The 18,104-nt window shown below is 72.8% G+C and carries 16 protein-coding genes and 1 pseudogene; 10 read left to right on the forward strand and 7 right to left on the reverse strand.

Annotation, left to right across the window (positions count from 1 at the left end; translation table 11 throughout):
• Positions 1-81: 81 nt before the first annotated feature.
• The gene (gene recD2, locus QSK22_RS29435) at positions 82-2,277 is read right to left on the reverse strand and encodes an SF1B family DNA helicase RecD2 (protein ID WP_285497721.1); all 2,196 of its coding nucleotides are present in this window, start codon (positions 2,275-2,277) and stop codon (positions 82-84) included.
• 236 nt (positions 2,278-2,513) lie between these two features.
• Here recD2 and QSK22_RS29440 point away from each other — a divergent pair, with 236 nt between their 5' ends.
• The gene (locus QSK22_RS29440; protein WP_285497704.1) at positions 2,514-3,413 is read left to right on the forward strand and encodes a serine/threonine-protein kinase; all 900 of its coding nucleotides are present in this window, start codon (positions 2,514-2,516) and stop codon (positions 3,411-3,413) included.
• Between the two features lies 1 nt (position 3,414).
• Here QSK22_RS29440 and QSK22_RS29445 read toward each other — a convergent pair whose 3' ends face one another.
• Positions 3,415-4,080 carry a thiaminase II/PqqC family protein gene (locus tag QSK22_RS29445; RefSeq protein ID WP_285497705.1) on the reverse strand — a complete coding sequence of 222 codons (666 nt, stop codon included), beginning with the start codon at positions 4,078-4,080 and terminating at the stop codon, positions 3,415-3,417.
• A gap of 197 nt (positions 4,081-4,277) precedes the next feature.
• Here QSK22_RS29445 and QSK22_RS29450 point away from each other — a divergent pair, with 197 nt between their 5' ends.
• The 3 genes from QSK22_RS29450 to QSK22_RS29460 all read left to right on the forward strand — a co-directional run bounded on the left by QSK22_RS29450 (position 4,278) and on the right by QSK22_RS29460 (position 6,623).
• Positions 4,278-5,561: a citrate synthase gene (locus tag QSK22_RS29450; RefSeq protein WP_285497706.1), complete on the forward strand. Its 1,284-nt coding sequence runs from the start codon at positions 4,278-4,280 to the stop codon at positions 5,559-5,561.
• Between the two features lie 143 nt (positions 5,562-5,704).
• Positions 5,705-5,896 carry a hypothetical protein gene (locus QSK22_RS29455; protein WP_285497707.1) on the forward strand — a complete coding sequence of 64 codons (192 nt, stop codon included), beginning with the start codon at positions 5,705-5,707 and terminating at the stop codon, positions 5,894-5,896.
• The gene (locus tag QSK22_RS29460) at positions 5,862-6,623 is read left to right on the forward strand and encodes a hypothetical protein (RefSeq protein ID WP_285497708.1); all 762 of its coding nucleotides are present in this window, start codon (positions 5,862-5,864) and stop codon (positions 6,621-6,623) included. Before QSK22_RS29455 ends, QSK22_RS29460 begins: the two co-directional genes overlap by 35 nt.
• A 773-nt stretch (positions 6,624-7,396) precedes the next feature.
• Here QSK22_RS29460 and QSK22_RS29465 read toward each other — a convergent pair.
• On the reverse strand, positions 7,397-8,029 hold the full coding sequence (locus QSK22_RS29465) for a LysE family translocator (protein WP_285497709.1): 633 nt from the start codon (positions 8,027-8,029) through the stop codon (positions 7,397-7,399).
• Between the two features lie 319 nt (positions 8,030-8,348).
• Between QSK22_RS29465 and QSK22_RS29470 the strand changes: the two genes are divergently transcribed.
• The gene (locus tag QSK22_RS29470; RefSeq protein WP_285497710.1) at positions 8,349-8,945 is read left to right on the forward strand and encodes a DUF1989 domain-containing protein; all 597 of its coding nucleotides are present in this window, start codon (positions 8,349-8,351) and stop codon (positions 8,943-8,945) included.
• Positions 8,946-8,965: 20 nt separating this feature from the next.
• Complete coding sequence (locus QSK22_RS29475; protein ID WP_285497711.1) at positions 8,966-10,096, forward strand: oxidoreductase; 1,131 nt, start codon at positions 8,966-8,968, stop codon at positions 10,094-10,096.
• A gap of 97 nt (positions 10,097-10,193) precedes the next feature.
• On the opposite strand, the gene QSK22_RS29480 is transcribed toward QSK22_RS29475, so the two are convergent.
• A complete protein-coding gene (locus QSK22_RS29480; RefSeq protein WP_285497712.1) occupies positions 10,194-11,750 on the reverse strand; it encodes a PucR family transcriptional regulator in 1,557 nt (518 codons plus the stop codon).
• 233 nt (positions 11,751-11,983) lie between these two features.
• Positions 11,984-12,253: pseudogene (locus QSK22_RS33890) on the reverse strand (hypothetical protein); the annotation flags it as partial.
• A gap of 302 nt (positions 12,254-12,555) precedes the next feature.
• Here QSK22_RS33890 and QSK22_RS29490 point away from each other — a divergent pair.
• Positions 12,556-13,224 (forward strand): nucleoside triphosphate pyrophosphohydrolase, encoded by a 669-nt coding sequence (locus QSK22_RS29490; RefSeq protein WP_285497713.1) that lies wholly within the window; start codon positions 12,556-12,558, stop codon positions 13,222-13,224.
• A gap of 222 nt (positions 13,225-13,446) precedes the next feature.
• On the opposite strand, the gene QSK22_RS29495 is transcribed toward QSK22_RS29490, so the two are convergent.
• Together QSK22_RS29495 and QSK22_RS29500 are read right to left on the reverse strand one after the other, a co-directional pair.
• Positions 13,447-14,106, reverse strand: coding sequence for a response regulator (locus tag QSK22_RS29495; protein WP_285497714.1), 660 nt, complete (start codon positions 14,104-14,106; stop codon positions 13,447-13,449).
• Between the two features lie 44 nt (positions 14,107-14,150).
• Positions 14,151-15,305: a sensor histidine kinase gene (locus QSK22_RS29500; protein ID WP_285497715.1), complete on the reverse strand. Its 1,155-nt coding sequence runs from the start codon at positions 15,303-15,305 to the stop codon at positions 14,151-14,153.
• Between the two features lie 194 nt (positions 15,306-15,499).
• Here QSK22_RS29500 and QSK22_RS29505 point away from each other — a divergent pair, with 194 nt between their 5' ends.
• The 3 genes from QSK22_RS29505 to QSK22_RS29515 are packed head-to-tail and all read left to right on the forward strand — an operon-like array spanning position 15,500 to position 17,981.
• Entirely contained in the window at positions 15,500-16,414 is a 915-nt protein-coding gene (locus QSK22_RS29505; protein ID WP_285497716.1) for an ABC transporter ATP-binding protein, read from the forward strand.
• Positions 16,411-17,178 carry an ABC transporter permease gene (locus QSK22_RS29510; RefSeq protein ID WP_285497717.1) on the forward strand — a complete coding sequence of 256 codons (768 nt, stop codon included), beginning with the start codon at positions 16,411-16,413 and terminating at the stop codon, positions 17,176-17,178. The genes QSK22_RS29505 and QSK22_RS29510 overlap by 4 nt, the downstream gene beginning before the upstream one ends.
• Positions 17,175-17,981, forward strand: a complete 807-nt coding sequence (locus tag QSK22_RS29515) for an ABC transporter permease (RefSeq protein WP_285497718.1) — start codon at positions 17,175-17,177, stop codon at positions 17,979-17,981. The genes QSK22_RS29510 and QSK22_RS29515 overlap by 4 nt, the downstream gene beginning before the upstream one ends.
• Positions 17,982-18,104 lie beyond the last annotated feature (123 nt).

The raw sequence follows: 18,104 nt of genomic DNA on the forward strand, positions 1-18,104 counted from the left end.
AAACCCCCCTTACAGGACGCGACGTTGCGGATGATCACCGTAACGGGCGGTTCCGCCGGGCGGTCGGTTCCGTGCGCGCCGTCACGCGGGGGCGGCCAGGCGGTGCGCCAGGGCGGTGTGGCGGCGTCCGGCCCCCGCGGTGCGGACGGCGGCGGCCAGCGCGCGGCGCGACCCCACCAGCACCACCAGCTTCTTGGCGCGGGTGATGCCGGTGTAGAGCAGGTTGCGGCGCAGCATCATCCAGGAGGCGGTGGTCAGCGGCATGACCACGGCCGGGTACTCGCTGCCCTGCGAGCGGTGGATGGTGATCGCGTACGCGTGGGTGATCTCGTCCAGCTCGTCGAAGCCGTAGTCGATGTCCTCGTCTTCGTCGGTGCGGACGGTGAGGGTGTGCTCCTCCGGCGAGACCTTGGTGACGACGCCGACAGTGCCGTTGAACACCCCTGCCTCGCCCTTGTCGTAGTTGTTGCGCAGCTGCGTGACCTTGTCGCCGGGCCGGTACACGCGGCCGCCGTAGCGGCGTTCGGGCTGCCCCTCGCGGTGCGGCGTGAGGGCCTCCTGCAGCAGCGTGTTGAGGGCCCCGGCGCCCGCCGCGCCCCGGTGCATCGGGGTGAGGACCTGCACGTCGCGGCGCGGGTCGAGGCCGAACTTGCGGGGGATCCGGTTGGCGACCACGTCCACGGTCAGCTCGGCGGTCTGCTCCGGGTCGTCGCAGGGGAACAGGAAGAAGTCGGGGTAGCCGCGGGTGTGCGGGTGCTCGCCGGAGTTGACGCGGTGGGCGTTGACGACGATCCCGGACTGCTGCGCCTGCCGGAAGATCCGGGTGAGCCGCACTCGCGGGATCACCTCGGCGTTCAGCAGGTCGGCCAGCACCTCCCCGGCGCCCACCGACGGGAGCTGGTCGACGTCGCCGACCAGCAGCAGGTGCGCGCCGCGCGGCACCGCCCGGACCAGCTTGTTGGCCAGGATCAGGTCGACCATCGAGCTCTCGTCGACCACCACCAGGTCGGCGTCCAGCGGGTTGTCCAGGTCGTACTTGGGGTCGCCGCCGGGCTGCAGCTGCAGCAGCCGGTGCACGGTGGCGGCCTCGTGCCCGGTCAGCTCGGCCAGCCGCTTGGCGGCGCGCCCGGTCGGCGCCACCAGCACGATCTTGGCCTTCTTGGCGGCGGCCAGCTCGACGATCGACCGCACCGTGAAGCTCTTGCCGCAGCCCGGGCCGCCGGTGAGCACCGCGACCTTCGAGGTCAGCGCGAGCCGCACCGCCTCCTCCTGCTCGGGCGCCAGTTCGGCGCCGGTGCGTCGCCGCAGCCACGCCAGGGCCCTGTCCCAGTCGACGTCGGCGAACACCTTCAGCCGGTCGTGCCCGGCGTCGAGCAGCTCGCGCAGGCCGCGCGCCAGGGACCGCTCGGCCCGGTAGAACGGCGGCAGGTAGACCGCCGGGACGGTGCCCGCGCCCTCCGCCGACCCCGGCACCTGCTCGCGGACGACGCCCTCCTCCTCGGCGGCCAGCTCGTCCAGCGCCGGGCCGATCAGCTCGCGCGGCACGCCGAGGATCTTCTCGGCGGCGGTGACCAGGTTCGGCTCGGGCAGGAAGACGTGCCCGTCGTCGGCGGCCTCCGACAGCGTGTACCGCAGCCCGGCCTTGATCCGCTCCGGGCTGTCGTGCGGGATGCCGACCGCCTGGGCGATGGTGTCGGCGGTCTTGAACCCGATCCCCCACACGTCGGCGGCCAGCCGGTACGGCTCGCGGCGCACCGTGTCGATGGACGCGTCGCCGTACTGCTTGTAGATCCGCACCGCCAGCGACGTGGACACCCCGACACCCTGCAGGAAGACCATGACCTCCTTGATGGCCTTCTGCTCCTCCCAGGCGTCGGCGATGCGCTTGGTGCGCTTGGGGCCGAGCCCCGGCACCTCCACGAGCCGCTCCGGCTCCTCCTCGATGATCCGCAGGATGTCGGTGCCGAAGTGGTCCACCATCCGGTCGGCCATCACCGGGCCGATCCCCTTGATCATGCCGGAGCCCAGGTAGCGGCGGATCCCCTGCACGGTGGCGGGGAGCACGGTGGTGTAGGACTCGACCTCGAACTGCCGCCCGTACTTGGGGTGCGACCGCCAGCGGCCGGTCAGCCGCAGGCTCTCGCCCACCTGCGCGCCGAGCAGCGCGCCGACCACGGTCAGCAGGTCGCCGCCGCTCTTCTCGGTGGCGACGCGCGCCACCGTGTACCCGGTGTCCTCGTTGGCGTAGGTGATGCGTTCGAGGACCGCCTCCAGCACCACGGGTCTCGGCGCCTGGCCCGCGTGCTGCGGGGCCCGGCCCGAGGGCCGCGGGCCTTGGTCCGCGTGCTGTCCAGAACCCGGCGCGCCGTTCGTCACGGATCACATGATGTCGGATGCGCCGCCGCGCCCGGCACCGAACGCGGCGGTCCGGGCGCCCGAACGCCCCGCGGATCCGAGATCATTCCCGTGGAACGATGGGAGTCCCCGCCCTCCCCGCAGCAGGAACCGGAGCCATGCAGCCGTCCCACGACCTCCCAGAGAAGATCGGCCCGTACCGGGTGCTCGGGCGGCTCGGCGAGGGCGGCATGGGCCAGGTGTACCTGGCCGCCTCGCCGAGCCGCCGGCTGGTCGCCGTGAAGGTGATCAGGCCGGAGCTGCTGGACGATCCGCACTGGCGGGCCCGGTTCCGCCGGGAGGTCGCCGCGGCGCGCTCGGTGAGCGGCTTCTACACCGCCGCCGTGGTCGACGCCGACCCCGACGCCGAGCTGCCCTGGCTGGCCACGCAGTACATCCACGGCATCAGCCTCGCCAGGGCGGTGCGGGAGAAGGGCCCGCTCCCCGAGCAGGCCGCCTGCCATCTGGGCGCCGGGCTCGCCGAAGCGCTGATCGCCATCCACCGCGCCGGGATCGTCCACCGCGACCTCAAGCCGTCCAACGTGCTGCTGGCCGAGGACGGCCCGCGGGTGATCGACTTCGGGATCGCCCGCCCGCTGGACGCCGTTCCGCTGTCGCGGTCGGCGATCGTGGGCACGCCCGCGTTCATGTCGCCCGAGCAGGCCCTCGGCGAGGCCGTCACACCCGCCGGCGACGTGTTCTCCCTGGGCTCGACGCTGGTGTACGCGGCGACGGGCGCGGCCCCGTTCGGCACCGACCGCAAGGCGCGCGCCCGCATCGTCCACCGCGCCCCCGACCTGACCGGCCTGCCCGACCCGCTGCGCGGCCTGGTCACCCTGTGCCTGGCCAAGGCCCCGGCGGACCGGCCGACTCCCGAGCAGGTGCTCACGGCGCTGTCCACCCTGCTGGACGCCCACTACGGCGACGAGTGGCTGCCCTCGGCCGTCGGCGAGCTGATCGGCGACCAGGAGCGCACCCTGGCGCGGCTGACCGCCGAGCTGACTCCCCCGTTCGGGTAGGTCACAGCCCGTCGGCCAGGACGTCCCAGAACGCCTTTTCGTAGGCGTGCAGCAGCCGTGCGGCGCGGGCCAGGTCGGCGGGGCTCTCCCCCGCCTCCAGCCCGGCCGCGACGACGGCGGTGGCCTGCTCGCCGAACCCCGGCGGGGGGTCGGCGAAGAACCGGAAGAACCCCACCGCGTCCTCGTCGAACCCGTACCGCCGCGTGAGGGCGTCGGCGGCGCGCCCGCAGTAGGCGCCCCACTCCTCCAGGTTGGCCAGCATCGCCAGCGCGACCTCGGCGGCCGTGCCGAACGCGGCCCGCTGCGCCACATACGCGGGGTAGGTCTGCGCCGGCGGACGCGGCTCGTAGGCGGTGAGATCCGTCTCACTCAGCCCCAGCGCAGCCGCGAAGACGCGCAGAAGCTCCAACGCCCGCCCTTCGCCCTGCGCGAGGGACAGGAACATGTCACCTGCGGGCGGCTCGGGGTAGCGGGAGGCCAGCAGCGCGAAGCTGCGCCGGTCGCTGCCGAGGATCCGGTACTGCTCCCCCGCCAGCCACCCCAGCCGCTCGCGGGGCGCGTCGCCGCTCTCCAGCAGGTCCAGGAACCGGTTGCCGGAGGCCGCGGCCTCCTCACGCACGGCTCGGACCAGCTCCGCCGCGTCACGGGTCGGCACATGGGTCGGCATGGTCTCAATCCAGCAGCCGGCGCCCCGCCCCGTCAACCCTGCGACCGGTCAGATGACCCCATCTGCGGACGAACCGCAACTTTCGGATCTTTAGTGCCAAGACGGTCCAGCCCGCAGCAAGAGCCATCTGATCACGTGGATACGATGAAACTCGGAGCGTCTACGCAGGTGTGTGGACAGCAGTTGGGAGCGAGTGCATGTCCGATTTCGAGCTCAACCACACGAGCGGGCGGCTGCCTCTCGAGGTGACGCCCGCCACCGAGGGACCCTCGGGGCTCGGTATCAGCAGTCTCCTCAAGGAGACGGGCCACGTCACCCTCGACGCGGGGTTCACCAACACCGCGTCGACCACGTCGTCGATCACCTATATCGACGGCGAGGCGGGCATCCTGCGGTACCGCGGCTACCCGATCGAGGAGCTCGCCGAACGGTCGTCCTTCCTGGAGGTCGCCTACCTGCTGATCTACGGCGAGCTGCCGACCGCCGATCAGCTGGAGCGGTTCACCGACCGGGTGCGGCGGCACACGCTCCTGGACGAGAAGTTCCGCAACTTCTTCTCGGTGTTCCCGCGGCGGGCCCATCCGATGGCGGTCCTGTCGTCGGCGGTCAGCGCGCTGTCCACCTTCTACCAGGACAGCCTGGACCCCTTCGACGCCGAGCAGGTCGACCTGTCGAGCATCCGGCTGATCGCCAAACTGCCGACGATCGCCGCGTACGCCTACAAGACCTCCGTCGGACAGCCGCTGCTCTACCCCGACAACTCCCTGGGGTACGTGGAGAACTTCCTGCGGATGACGTTCGGCCTGCCCACCGAGCCGTACGAGGTCGACCCCGAGATCGTGCGAATCCTGGACATGCTGTTCGTCCTGCACGCCGACCACGAGCAGAACTGCTCGACCTCGACGGTGCGGCTGGTCGGCTCCAGCCACGCCAACCTGTTCTCCTCGGTGTCGGCGGGTGTGGACGCGCTGTTCGGCCCCCTGCACGGCGGCGCCAACCAGGCCGTCCTGGAGATGCTCGAGCGCATCCACGCCGAGGGCGACGACGTAGAGGGCTTCGTCCGGCGCGTCAAGAACAAGGAGCCGGGCCTCAAACTCATGGGCTTCGGCCACCGCGTCTACCGCAACTACGACCCGCGCGCCGCCGTGGTGAAGAAGGCCACCACCAAGGTGCTGGAGACCCTCGGCAAGGACGACCCGCTGCTCGACCTGGCCATGCGCCTGGAGGAGGTCGCGCTCAACGACGACTACTTCATCGAGCGCAAGCTGTACCCGAACGTCGACTTCTACACCGGCGTCATCTACAAGGCCATCGGCTTCCCCACCAACGCCTTCACCGTGCTGTTCGCCCTGGGCCGCCTCCCCGGCTGGATCGCCCAGTGGCGGGAGATGATGAGCGACCCCACCACCAAGATCGGCCGGCCCCGCCAGGTCTACGTCGGCCCCGGCGAGCGCCACTACGTCGACATCTCCGAGCGCTGACCCTTCACGCGCACGCGCCGGGGACATGGGTGGTGTCCCCGGCGCTCCGTTCGCGCGCAGTTATCCACAGAATCTCATTCTAGTGCCACGGGAGGCGCCGGCGGCAGAACCTGGATGGCGAACGCACGCCGCAGGAGGCCGCCATGTCTTCCGAAACGATCGAGATCACCGTGCCGGAGCAGGTCACCGCGACCTTCGTCGTCGCGTCCGACCGGGCCGACCCGCCGCTTCCGGCCAAGGGGCTGCCCGAGCCGCTCGGCCGCCGCGGCGGCCGAGCGGCTCGGCACGCCCGCCCTGTCGGTGACCGCCTACCGCGCCGACGCCTCGCCCTTTGACCTGCACCGTCCCCTGCACGCGCCCGACGAGGAGGACGCCGCGTCGGCGCGGAAGGCCGCGCACCATTTCGGAGTCACCGCCGCCGTTCCCGCCCACGACCTGCCGTTCGGTCTCCAGCTGGCCCGCGCGGTGGCCGGCGCCCTCGCGGACGCCGTCGCGGGCGTCCCGATCGACATCGACACCCGCCAGGTCGTGCCGTTCTGGGACGGCCCCGAGCCGTCGCGGTTCGCGCTGGCCGACGACTGGCTGGGCGCCTGGCTGCCGCCCGGCCCGGTCGCCCCCCGCTGCCCGGCGGCCGACGACGACCACGACGGCTGCGCCTGCCTGGAATTCACCACCCGCGGCCTGACCCGCTTCGGCCTGCCCGAACTGCGCATGACCGCCGTCGGCTGCCGCCACGACCTCGCCGCCCTCAACGTCCTGCGCACGACGGCCCAACGCCTGCTCCCCCTCGGTGCAAGCCCGGGCCGCCACGTCCTCCCCAGGGAGCTCCCCCTCACCGGCGTAGACTTCGGCGCCTACTGGGGAACCGACGAACCGATGTGGAACGGCCCCCCGCTCCCCGTCCGACTCACCCCGCTCCGCCCGAACCTGCTGAGGGTCGGCCCTCCCGCCGACTGGCCCGGCTCGCTGAACGAGTGGCTGTGGAACGAACTCCCACCGGCCCTCTACGACCTGGTCAGCTACACCCCCGACCACTCATCCCCACCCCAGCGGCAACCCTGAAAGAAGGCAGCACCGAAGCTCCATCACCCATCCACACCGGCACCACCATCCCCCGACACCTCCAGCCGCGTGCCCGACGCGGAAGCGCCCACCCCACCAGCCGCCGTCGCCCCCACGGCCGACCGACCCCACCAACACCGCCGTGCCGACCTCTGAGCACCGGGCCGCCCCCACCACAACGACGGCGCATCCCGCAGAAACAGCAACCCCTCAGTCAGGATGGAGAACGGATCGACGGCGTCCACAGATGCAGCCTGATCGCCACGACGTAACCTCCACTCCAACGGTCCGGCGGCCCGTCCCCCTTCAGCTGCACGGGGAGCCACCATGCCTCCACATCCCCGCAGCGCAGGGGTCCCGTAGTGGTCCTTGCGCAGCCAACTGGCGACCTCGTTGCGGCAGGAGCGATCGGAGATTTCGCAAATCCAGCCATGAATCAGCCCAGGCGGCGTCGATGAACCATTGCCGACCGCCCCACCAGCCGACAACACGCACCACCGATCATCAGTCAGCGGCGAACTCCAACCCTGGGCAGACGCACACCCCGCGCAAACATCCGACATCCACGCCATCAACGCGAGAATCCTCGCGGACGACCACACCCCGTAGACCTCGGTGCCCGAAAACGCACCGAGGAGCAGCCGACGCCGAAGCAGGCACAACACCGAGTACTCCGACACCCCGCGCCCAGCTCGAGGCCGCACCACAAGGACCGAGTCGCAGGAGGCGGCATCACGAGGGACAAGCAGCGGCAGGGGCGATGGAACGTGGTGTCAGCGTTCGGCGGCCAAGCGCACGCCGAGGCCGATGAACACGCCGCCCGTCGCGACGTCGATCCGGCGGCGGGCGGCCTGCCTGCGGCGCAGCCATCCGCCGATCCGTCCCGCCAGCACGCCGACGGACCCGTCGACGATGAACTCCAGCGCGATCAGCAGAGCGCCGAGGATCGCGAACTGCAGCCACACATGGCCGAGCCCCGGGTCGATGAACTGCGGCAGGAAGGCGATGGTGAAGGTGACCATCTTCGGGTTGAGCAGGTTCGTCAGCAGACCCGACACAAACGCCCGGCGGCCCGGCATGCCGCCGCCCCCGACCGGCACGTCCTCCACGGCGCCCTTGCGGTGGAGGATCATCTGGACGCCGAGGTAGATGAGGTAGGCGGCGCCGACGATGCGCACCGCCGTGAAGGCGACCGGCACCGCCGCGAACAAGGCCGCCAGCCCGGCGGCCGCCACCGCGACGTGCACGGCCTCGCTCATCGCGACCCCGGCCGTGGCGAGCAGGCCGGCACGCGGCCCGCCCCGCATGCCACATCCCAGGATGAACAGCATGTCCGGCCCCGGCGTGACCATCGCGACGAGGGTGGTGACGGTGAACGCCACGAGAAGCCGCTGATCGATAGGCATGCGGCGATCATCGCACACCACCCCATAACGCGGTCCGGAGGTCGACTGGTGACGGATTCCACCGCAGCGCGTGCGCACCGTCGAGAGTTCGACATGATCGGGACAGACGCGCCGCCCCGTGGGGACTGCCGAAAAATGCTCATAGAGAGGGCAGGGACGCTGTGATGACTCAAAGGACCCGTCCGGCCCCAAGACATGGAGGTGACGGTCATCGATCATGCTTCCGCCGTAGATCGTTGGAGGAAGCGCCAGTTTGCTGTCGTGATTGTGTAGGTTCATCCATCGCCTTGGTGGGGTGGGCGGTGGTGTGCTTACGGGCATGCGACTGACGACGGGGCGGACGGTGGTGCCCGCGAGGGAAGGGCGGGCGGTGCAGGTGACCGCCGGGCAGCGGGTGCGAGTGGTCGATCTCGAAGGCGGACAGGTGGGCGACCTGTTCGCCTTCGCCGCCGGGGGCAGCGGCGAGCACCTGAGCGCGTCCCATACGCGCAGCGTGACGAGCCGCCTGTTCCCGCAGGTGGGAGAGGCGTTCGTGACCAACCGGCGGCGCCCGATCCTCACCGTGGTCTCCGACACCTCACCGGGCCGCCACGACATGCTGATCGCGGCGTGCGATCCGGCCCGCTACGAGGCGCTGGGCGCGCCGGGGCACCCTTCGTGCGCGCGGAATCTGGACCTGGCGCTGGCGGAGCTGGGCCTGTCCGTCACCGCCACGCCGCAGCCGGTCAACGTGTTCATGCGGATCCCCGTGGAGGAGTCGGGACGTCTGCGGTGGCTGCCCGCGGCGAGCCGGCCGAGGGACGCGATCACCTTCGAGGCGGTCATGGACTGCCTGGTCGTGCTGTCGGCATGTCCGCAGGACCTGGTCGATGTCAACGCCGGCGAGCCGTCGCCGCTGGCCATCGACGTGATGTGAATCCGGAAAGGAAGATGTTCATGAGTGGTGTTCAGGGGCACCCGGCGCTGCGGCCGGGACGCATCGGCGCGTTGCAGCTGGCAAACCGGCTGGCGGTGGCGCCGATGACGCGGGTGTCGGCGGCCCCGGACGGTACGCCGACGCCGGAAATGGCCGAGTACTACGGGGTGTTCGCGCAGGGCGGTTTCGGACTGGTCATCACGGAGGGGACGTACACCGACACCGCCTACAGCCAGGGCTACCTCAACCAGCCCGGCCTGGTCTCCGAGCGGCATGTGGCGGCCTGGCGCGAGGTCACCGCCCAGGTGCACGGCGCCGGAACGCCCATCGTCGCGCAGCTCATGCACGCCGGTGCGCTGTCGCAGGGGAATCCGTACCGGAAGGAGACCGCCGGGCCGTCCGCGGTGACACCGCAGGGCGAGAAGATGCCCGAGTACGGCGGGCACGGGCCCTGGCCCGTCCCCAATGAGATGAGCGAGACCGACATCAAGGAGGCCGTCGGCGGTTTCGCCGCCGCGGCGGCGAACGCGCGGGCCGCCGGCTTCGACGGCGTGGAGGTCCACGCGGCCAACGGCTATCTGCTGGACCAGTTCCTGACCGACTACACCAACCGGCGCGAGGACGCCTACGGCGGCCCCGTGGCCAACCGGGTGCGGCTGACGGCGGAGGTCGTGGCGGCCATCCGCGCCGAAGTCGGGCCGGACTGGTGCGTCGGGGTGCGGCTGTCGCAGACCAAGGTGAACGATTTCCGGTACCGCTGGCCGGGCGGCGCCCGCGACGCGGAGACGATCTTCACCGCGCTGGCCAACGCGGGCGCGACCTACCTGCACATCGCCAGCGAGGGCCGGGACTGGATCGAGACGGCGCGGCTGGACGGCGGCGTCACCATCACCGGCCTGGCCCGGCGGGTGAGCGGCCTGCCGGTGATCGCCAACGGCGGGATGCACCGACCGGAGCAGGCGGCCCGGGTGCTGGAGGGCGGCCATGCCGACGTCCTGTCCCTGGCGCGGGGTGCGCTGGCCAATCCCGACCTGCCGCGCCGTCTAGCCGAAGGCCGGGCGCTGGAGGAGTTCGACCACGCGATGCTGCAGCCGATGGCGACCCTGGACAACTCCCGCCGCCGGCGGCTGGCCGCACGCGCGAGCAGGTGAGCGAGGTGTCGTGACCGCGATCCGGCGGCCCCGCGTCCGTCGTGCGCGACGACGCGCCCTCGCGGCGTGGGGTCGCCCGGGGGCCCTGCGGCGGCGGTCACAGCATGGCGGCGGCCTCCAGCGCCAGGAACAGGTCGACGCGGCCGGCGGTGCGGGTGACGTCGCGCCCCGTCAGCTCGGTGACCTTGGCCAGTCGGTTGCGCAGGGTGTTGACGTGGACGTGCAGGGCGGCCGCGGTGGCCGCCCACTGTCCGTCGTGGTCCAGGAAGGCGCGCAGCGTCGCCTCCAGTTCGCTTCCGCGCCGGGCGTCGTGCTCGCGGATCGGCGCGAGCACGCCGTCGGCGAGCGACCGCAGGGTGTCGGCGTCCTGCGCGCCCAGCAGCAGCCGGTAGGTGCCGAGTTCGGCGAACGTCCGGACGGCGGGGCCGCTGCCACTGCGCCGCAGGGCCTGGCAGACCTCTCGGGCGCGCACGAGCGGTTCCCGCAGCCCCGTCGTATCCATGGCGACTCCCCCGAGGCCCACGACCGGCCGCCGGCCGGCGAAGCGTCCGGCCACACCGGTGGCGAGCCGTTCCGCCAAGGCCACCGACTCGCCTTCGGGACGCCGCCACGACAGCACGGCGACGACGTCCCGCGACCCGCCCGCGACGATTGCCGGGACGCCCTCGGCCGCGAAGAACTCGCCCACCACCTCGGCCAGCCCGGGCAGGGTGGCCTCCCCGTCGGCGAACGCCAGCGCCCACACCGCCAAGGGGTCGTCGGTGTTCACGCCGAACGCGCGGAGCCGTCCCGGGACTTCGGTGGCCCTGCTGCCGCCCGACAGCACCATCTCCAGCAGCTCGCCGGCGAAGCGCTGCTCGATGGCCTGCACCGCCTGCTGTTTGGCGACCTCCAGGCTGAGGAAGCGGGCCGCCTGCTCCAGCGTGTCCCGTTCCGCCCGCGTCAGGTCGCCGGCAGGGCGCAGGCACACCAGGGCGGCATCGACGTCTCCGACCGCGCCCACCAGGAACAGCGCCGCCCGTCCGGCGGCGCCGAGATCGGTTTCGAGCGGCGGTGGGCGGCGGGCCAGCGCGGCGGCCACCTGCTGAAGCTGTTCGGTGGTCAGCTCGGCCCCCGCCGCGGCCAGCGGGCGTCCCATCCGGTCCACCACCGCCAGCGGCAGTTCCAGGTCGCGCCGCAGCACCCGCAGGACGCCGGACGCGCCCGCACCCCGGGAGATCGCCGTCGCCAGCGCGTCACCCCGGCGGACCATGCCGATCAGTGCGCTCTGCCGTTCCCGGGCGTATCTGGCGGTGACCGCCTCGGAGATCGCGGTGAACGGCACCTCCGGTGAGATCTCCAGCAGCGGCAGGTCGGCGTCCCGGCAGGCGGTGACCAGCTCCGGCGGGGTGGCGGGCGCCTCCGGCCGCCGGCCGAACACGATGCCGGCCCCCTGCGCGTGTTTGACGTTGGCGACGAACCCGGCGGCCGTGATGCGGCCGAGCCACAGCCCGTTGGTCAGCACCAGTTCCCTCGGCCGCAGGTAGCGGGAGGGGTCGGGCAGCTCGGTGCTGTGCACCCAGGCGATCGGCTCCTCCAGCGCGCCCTCCGGGCCGGGCACGAGCACCCGCCGCTCCAACGAGGCGTCACGCAGAAGCGAATCGATGGAGAACACGCTGTGAGATTATCCGTCCGAACGGAATCTGGGATGGATGATCCTCCAGCACTGATCGCGTCGCAACCGCGGCGACGCATCCGCTTCAGGCCGAACCTGGCGGCGACGCCCCGGCCGGGCTGGGCGATCGTGCCGGACGCCGAGCTGGTCATGTTCGCGATCCGCGGGTTTTCCTGCACGATCACGTCGTAGGCGGCGGCCACCAGCGCGTTGGCGGTCTTGTGCGCGTGGTCGAGGCGCTGGCGGCGGACTTCGGCGTGCGGCACGGCCACGCGGGCGGCCGCCTTGCGCCGCCGCGCCGAGCCGCGTTTCTTGCGGGCCAGGTCGCGTTGGGCGTCCGCGAGACGCGGCGGTTGCGGCCAGGTGGCGCGGGTCGGCCACGTGGGTGCCGTCGCCGGTGGTGACCAGACAGGCGGCGCCCAGGTCGATTCCGGCGGCCGCGCCGGTGGCGGGCAGCGGCTCGGCGGGCACGTCGTCGCACGGCAGAACCACGAACCAGCGATTGCCCTTCCGCTCCACGCTGATCGTCTTCACCCGGCCGCCGTCGGGGTCGTCGGCGCGGATGTGTTTGAGCTCGGCGGGCTGGTCGCCGTACCGGATGGTCGCGCCCGCCTTACGGTAGGCGGTGCGGCGGTGCTCCAAGGCGGCGTTGTGCAGCTGCCGGTGGTCGTACATCTGACGAGTGTCGAAAGGATGAACCAGTGCGCACTTCGTGCTTGGTCCTGTCCCGCCGACGCGGGCCAGTCCCTGCCGAGACCCCGATTCGCCCATCGTCTGAAGGCGACGGTCCCCTCGGGAGGTTGTGATGGAGAGCGAGGGAGTGCCGGGGACGCTCGGCCGGGTGTTGGACGACATCGCCGCCGAACGCGCCGCGCAGGACCGCCGGTGGGGCGTGCAGGAGTTTCCCGACGGCACCGGGCCGCAGTACGCCGAGGCGGCCGACCGCGCCAAGCGCGACTGCGCGGAGGCGTGGACGCGGGGCGAGCTGACCTGGCGGCACGTGCTGACCGAGGAGTTCTACGAGGCGCTCGCCGAGTCCGATTCCGCCGCGCTCCGCGAGGAACTGATCCAGACGGCCGCCGTCGCGGTGAAGTGGGTGCAGTCCCTGGACCGCCGCCACGGCGCCGCGTCCCGTCCCGACGGGAGCGGCGGCGCACGCGCCGAGAAGCTGGTCCGCGACCGCATTCCCGGCATCATCCGGGCCGGCGGCCGCGAACCGGACGTGCGCGTCGCCGCGGACCCGGAGTACGCGGCGATGCTGCGTGCGAAGTTGTACGAGGAGGCCGGCGAATACGTGGCGAGCGGGGACGCCGAGGAGCTCGCCGACCTGCTCGAGGTCGTCCATGCGCTGGCGGCCCTGCACGGCCTCGATCCGGAGGAGCTCGAACGGCGGCGTGCGGCCAAGGCCGCCGAACGCGGCGGGTTCGCCGACCGCATCGTTCTGCGGCTGCCTCCCGCCGGTCGGCAGCGATGATGCCGCCACTACCGCTCCGGGTGCCCCTCCCCCGCACCCTGCTTCACGACCGGAGGGAGAACAACCACGTCTCATAGGTGACGATGACCAACCGGGCCCGGCCGCACGCGTGCAGCGCGGTTGGGCTCGCGGGGCCGCATCGGTCTGCGGTTGCCTTCCGCCGAGCGGCGATGATGCCGCGACTACCGGTCCGGGCGTCCGGTCCCGCCGCACGCCGCTGGTTCAGGAGCGGGGGCGGACGACGCCCGTCTCGTAGGCGACGATGACGAGCTGGGCGCGGTCGCGTGCGTGCAGCTTGGCCAGCAGGTGCCCGATGTGGGTCTTGACGGTGGCCAGGCTGAGCCGCAGATGGTCGGCGATCTCGGTGTTGGACAGGCCGCGCGCGACCAGCTCCAGCACCTCCAGCTCGCGCGGGGTCACCCCGTCCAGCTCGCGGGCCACCGGGCGGGACGGCTCGGGGCGGCGGACGAACTCGGCGATCAGCCGCCGGGTGACGGCCGGGGCGAGCAGCGCCTCCCCCGCCGCGACGACGCGGACGGCCGCCAGCAGGTCGGCGGGCGGGGTGTCCTTGAGCAGGAAACCGCTGGCGCCCGCGCGCAGCGCCGCGTAGACGTAGGCGTCCAGGTCGAACGTGGTGAGGATGAGCACCCGCACGTCCGAGGCGGCGCAGATGCGGCGGGTGGCCTCGATGCCGTCCATCTCGGGCATCCGCACATCCATCAGCACCACGTCGGGCCGTTCGCGGGCCGCCAGCTCGACGGCCTCGGCGCCCGTCCCGGCCTCGCCGACGGCGACCATGCCGGGCGCGGTGTCGACCAACAGGCGGAAGCTGCCGCGCACCAGCGCCTGGTCGTCGGCGACCAGCACCCGGATGTCGGTCATCGGAAACCTCCGAGGGAACCCCCGCCTTCAGGCGGGGGAGAAAGTCAACGGCTCCCTACGTCGTCGTACGGCAGGCGGGCCCGCACCGCGAAACCGCCCTCGGGGCGGGGCCCGGCGGTGAAGTCACCGCCGTACATCATGGCGCGTTCCCGCATGCCGATCAGTCCGTGCCCGGCGCCGGGCGCGGGGTCGTGGGGCAGTGTGCGCGTGCCGGGCCCGTCGTCGGTGACCTCGATGTGCACCTGGTGCCCGTCGGCCTCGACCAGGACGCGGCAGTGCGCCGGGGCGGCGTGCTTGACCACGTTCGTCAGCGCCTCCTGGACGATCCGGTGCGCCGACAGCGCGACGCCCTCGGGCAGCTCCCCCACCTTCAGTTCCAGGTCGACGCGCACCCCCGCCAGCGCCGCCCGTTCCACCAGTCCCGCCAGCCCGGCCAGGCCCGGCGCGGGCGCGAGCTCGGTGTCGGCCGGGCCGCCGGTGCGCAGCACCCCGAGCAGCTGGCGCATCTCGGCGAGGGCGCCGCGGCTGGCGGACTCGATGACGCGCAGCGCGTCGCGGGCCTCCTCGGGCCGCTCCGCGGCGACATGGTTGGCCACCCCCGCCTTGACGGCGATCAGGCTCATGCTGTGCGCGACGACGTCGTGCAGCTCGCGTGCGATCCGCAGCCGCTCCTCGGCGACGGCCTGGTCGGCCAGCCGTGCCGCCGACTGCTCGGCCTGGGCGCGCCGTTCCCGCACGGCCCGCCCCAGCGTCCACGCCCCGCCGAGGACGGCCAGGGCGAGCAGGACGTCGCGGAAGCGTTCGGCGTGCCAGTCGCGCGGCCCGACGAGGGCGCCGGCAAGCAGCGTCAGGCCGCTGAACGCGCCGATCGCGGCGGTGGGGATCCAGCGGCGCCTCGGCTGGACGAGCGCGACCGCGTACAGCGCGTACGCGGCGGCGGCGAACGACAGGGTCGGCAGGCCGGCGGGCAGCGCTGCGACCGACAGGGCCAGGACCAGCGCGAACACCGCGACGGGCCAGAGGCGGCGGACGGCGAGCGGCAGTCCCGTGCCGGCGATGACGAGGCATTCGGCCGGGCCGGGCGGCACGGCCTCGCCAGGGGCGCCGGCACTGGCCGTCCCCAGCAGGATCAGCGTGTACGCGACGGCGAACGCGGCGTCCAACGCGATGAGCTGACGGCGGTCCAGCCGTCTGGTCAACAGGGCACGCAACTCCGATTCCGGCACGTGCCGACCGTAACGGCGCCGACGCCCGGTCGCCTCCGGCCGCGGCATGTCATCCCCAGGTAGGACAAGCCCGCGCAGAGCCGAGCGCCCTCACCCCCTGGCCGCAGGTGTGTTTTCGGCTCGTGCTCCGATGTCTGACCGCGCCATGACACGCGACCGTTGGCGGCATGATCGAAGTACGTGAGCTGACGAAACGCTACGGCCCGACCACGGCCGTGGACGGGCTGTCGTTCCAGGTCTCCCCCGGCACCGTGACGGGCTTCCTCGGGCCGAACGGCGCGGGCAAGTCCACGACCATGCGCGTGCTGCTCGGCCTGGCGGCGCCCACCTCGGGCGCGGCGCTGGTCAACGGCCGACGCTACGCCGAGCTGCGCCGTCCCCTGTGCGAGGTGGGGGCGCTGTTGGACGCGACGGCCGTGCACGGCGGCCGCACCGCCTACGACCACCTGCGCTGGCTGGCGCGCAGCAACGGCATCGGCGTGCGCCGGGTGGCGGAGGTGCTGGAACAGGTCGGTCTGGCCGGGGTGGCGCGCAAGCGCGTCGGCGGCTTCTCCCTGGGCATGAAGCAGCGGCTGGGCATCGCGGCGGCGCTGCTGGGCAACCCCGGCGTGCTGGTGCTGGACGAGCCCGTCAACGGCCTCGATCCGGACGGCGTGCGCTGGATCCGCCGGCTGCTGCGCGCGCTCGCCGCCGAGGGGCGGGCCGTGCTGGTCTCCAGCCATCTCATGAGCGAGATGGAGATGACCGCCGACCGCCTCGTCATCGTCGACCGGGGGCGCCTCATCGCCGACACCTCCGTGAAGGAGCTGGCCGCGCGGTTCCAGCGCGGCGTCCTCGTCCGGTCGCCGCGGCAGGGCGAGCTCTTCGGCGCGCTGGCGGCGGCGGGCGCGAGCGTGGACGTGCTGCCCGACGGCGGACTGTCGGTGAGCGGGCTGGACGTCGCCCGCATCGGCGAGCTGGCCGCCGCGCGGGGGATCCCGCTGCACGAGGTGAGGCCGCGCGGCGCCTCCCTGGAGGAGGCGTACATGCAACTGACCGGCGGGGACACCGCCGGCCTCGCCGCCGAGGGGGCGCGGCCGTGAGCGGGGCGCTCGCCGCCGAGTGGACCAAGCTGCGGTCCGTCCGCTCCACGTACTACGTGCTCGCCGTGGTCGCGGCGACGCCGCTGGCGGCGGCGCTGATGGCGTGGAACGGCGCGCACGCGTGGGACGCGGGGACCGCGGAGCAGCGCGCGGCCTGGGAGCGGTCCCAGCCGCTGGAGGCGATGTTCCTGCCGTTCGTGCAGCTGAGCGCGGCGGTGCTCGGCGCCATGGCGATCACCTCGGAGTACGCGACGGGGATGATCCGCACCAGCCTGACGGCCGTGCCGTCCCGGTCCGCCGCGCTGGCGGCCAAGGCGGCGGCCGTGGCCGGGCCGGTGCTCGCCGCCGGGTTCGCCGCGGTGTCCGCCACGCACGGCATCGTGCGGCTGATCATCGGTGACCGTCCGCTGGGCGACTACGACGCGCCGTTCCTGGACTCGGTGCCGCTGCTGCTGTCGCTGGGGCTGTCGGTGGGCGCCGTGGCACTGGTGGGCCTGGGCATGGGCGCGGTGTTGCGTTCCACGGCCGGCGCCATCGTCACCGTGTGCGCGCTGCTGTTCGTGTTGCCCGTCGTGGCGGCGTTCCTGCCGTCCCCCTGGGACGAGCGTCTGGCCGGTGTGCTGATGCCCGACCTCGCCATGCAGCTGGCGGGGGCGGCCGAAGATCCGCTGCTGCCGCCCATGGGGGCCTTCGCGGTCATGGCCGCGTACGTGGTGGCCGCTCTGGGAGCCGGTGCCGTACTGCTTGTGAGGAGGGACGCATGACGAACACGGCCCCCGGAGTCACCGTGGGGAGGGTCCTCGCGGGCGAGTGGCTCAAGCTCCGCACGCTCCGCTCCACGTTCTGGACCCTGGCGGCGGCGGTCGCGTTCGTTGGGCTGGCCGCCCTGCTCGCCTGGTACTCCGCCCACGTCTGGGACGGCCTCCCCCCGCAGCGGCGGGAGCGGTTCGCGCTGTCCCCGCTGGAGGATGTGACGTCGTGGGCGGTGTCGCTGTGCATGGCCGTCCTGGGTGTGCCGGCCGCCACGTCCGAGCACCGCACCGGCACGATCCGCGCGACGTACCTCGCCGTGCCGCGGCGCGGGACGGTGCTGGCGGCCAAGGCCGCCGTGGTGGGCGCGGTGGCGCTGGCCGCCGGACAGGTCACGGTGTTCGGTGCGTTCCTGGCGTCCGCGGCGATCATCGGCGACCGGCCGATCACCGGCCAGCACCTGGTGCTCGCCGACCAGGCGGCGCACCTGCTCGCCGCCGGTCTGTCGGTCGCGGTGTTCGCCCTGCTGGGCCTGGCCCTCGGCGTCCTGCTGCGCTCGACGGCCGGCGCCATCGTGGTCGTCGTGCTGCTGTGGCACGTCGTGCCGCTGCTGGTGGCCAACCTGCCCGCGCCGTGGGACGGGCGGATCGGCTCGTTCATGCTCGCCGGCCTGCCCGGCCAGGTGGCCGAGGGGGCCGGCGCGCCGTCGGTCTACGGGGATCTGCTGGCTCCGCCGGCGGCGCTGGCGGTGCTGCTGGCCTACGCGGCGGTTCCGCTGGCCGCCGCCGCGGTCGCGGCCTGCCGCCGCGACGCCTAGCTGTACTGACCATGGACGTTGGTGACGGCGACACAGCTGGATGATCTTGAAATGGGGAGGACCTCCTGGCGTGGTGTGAGTCGACGAAACTTCGCACCACCCGCCGGGAGGTCCTCGTGCCCC

It is taken from the genome of Actinomadura sp. NBRC 104425 (assembly GCF_030269545.1).
Taxonomy (GTDB): Bacteria; Actinomycetota; Actinomycetes; order Streptosporangiales; family Streptosporangiaceae; genus Spirillospora; species Spirillospora keratinilytica.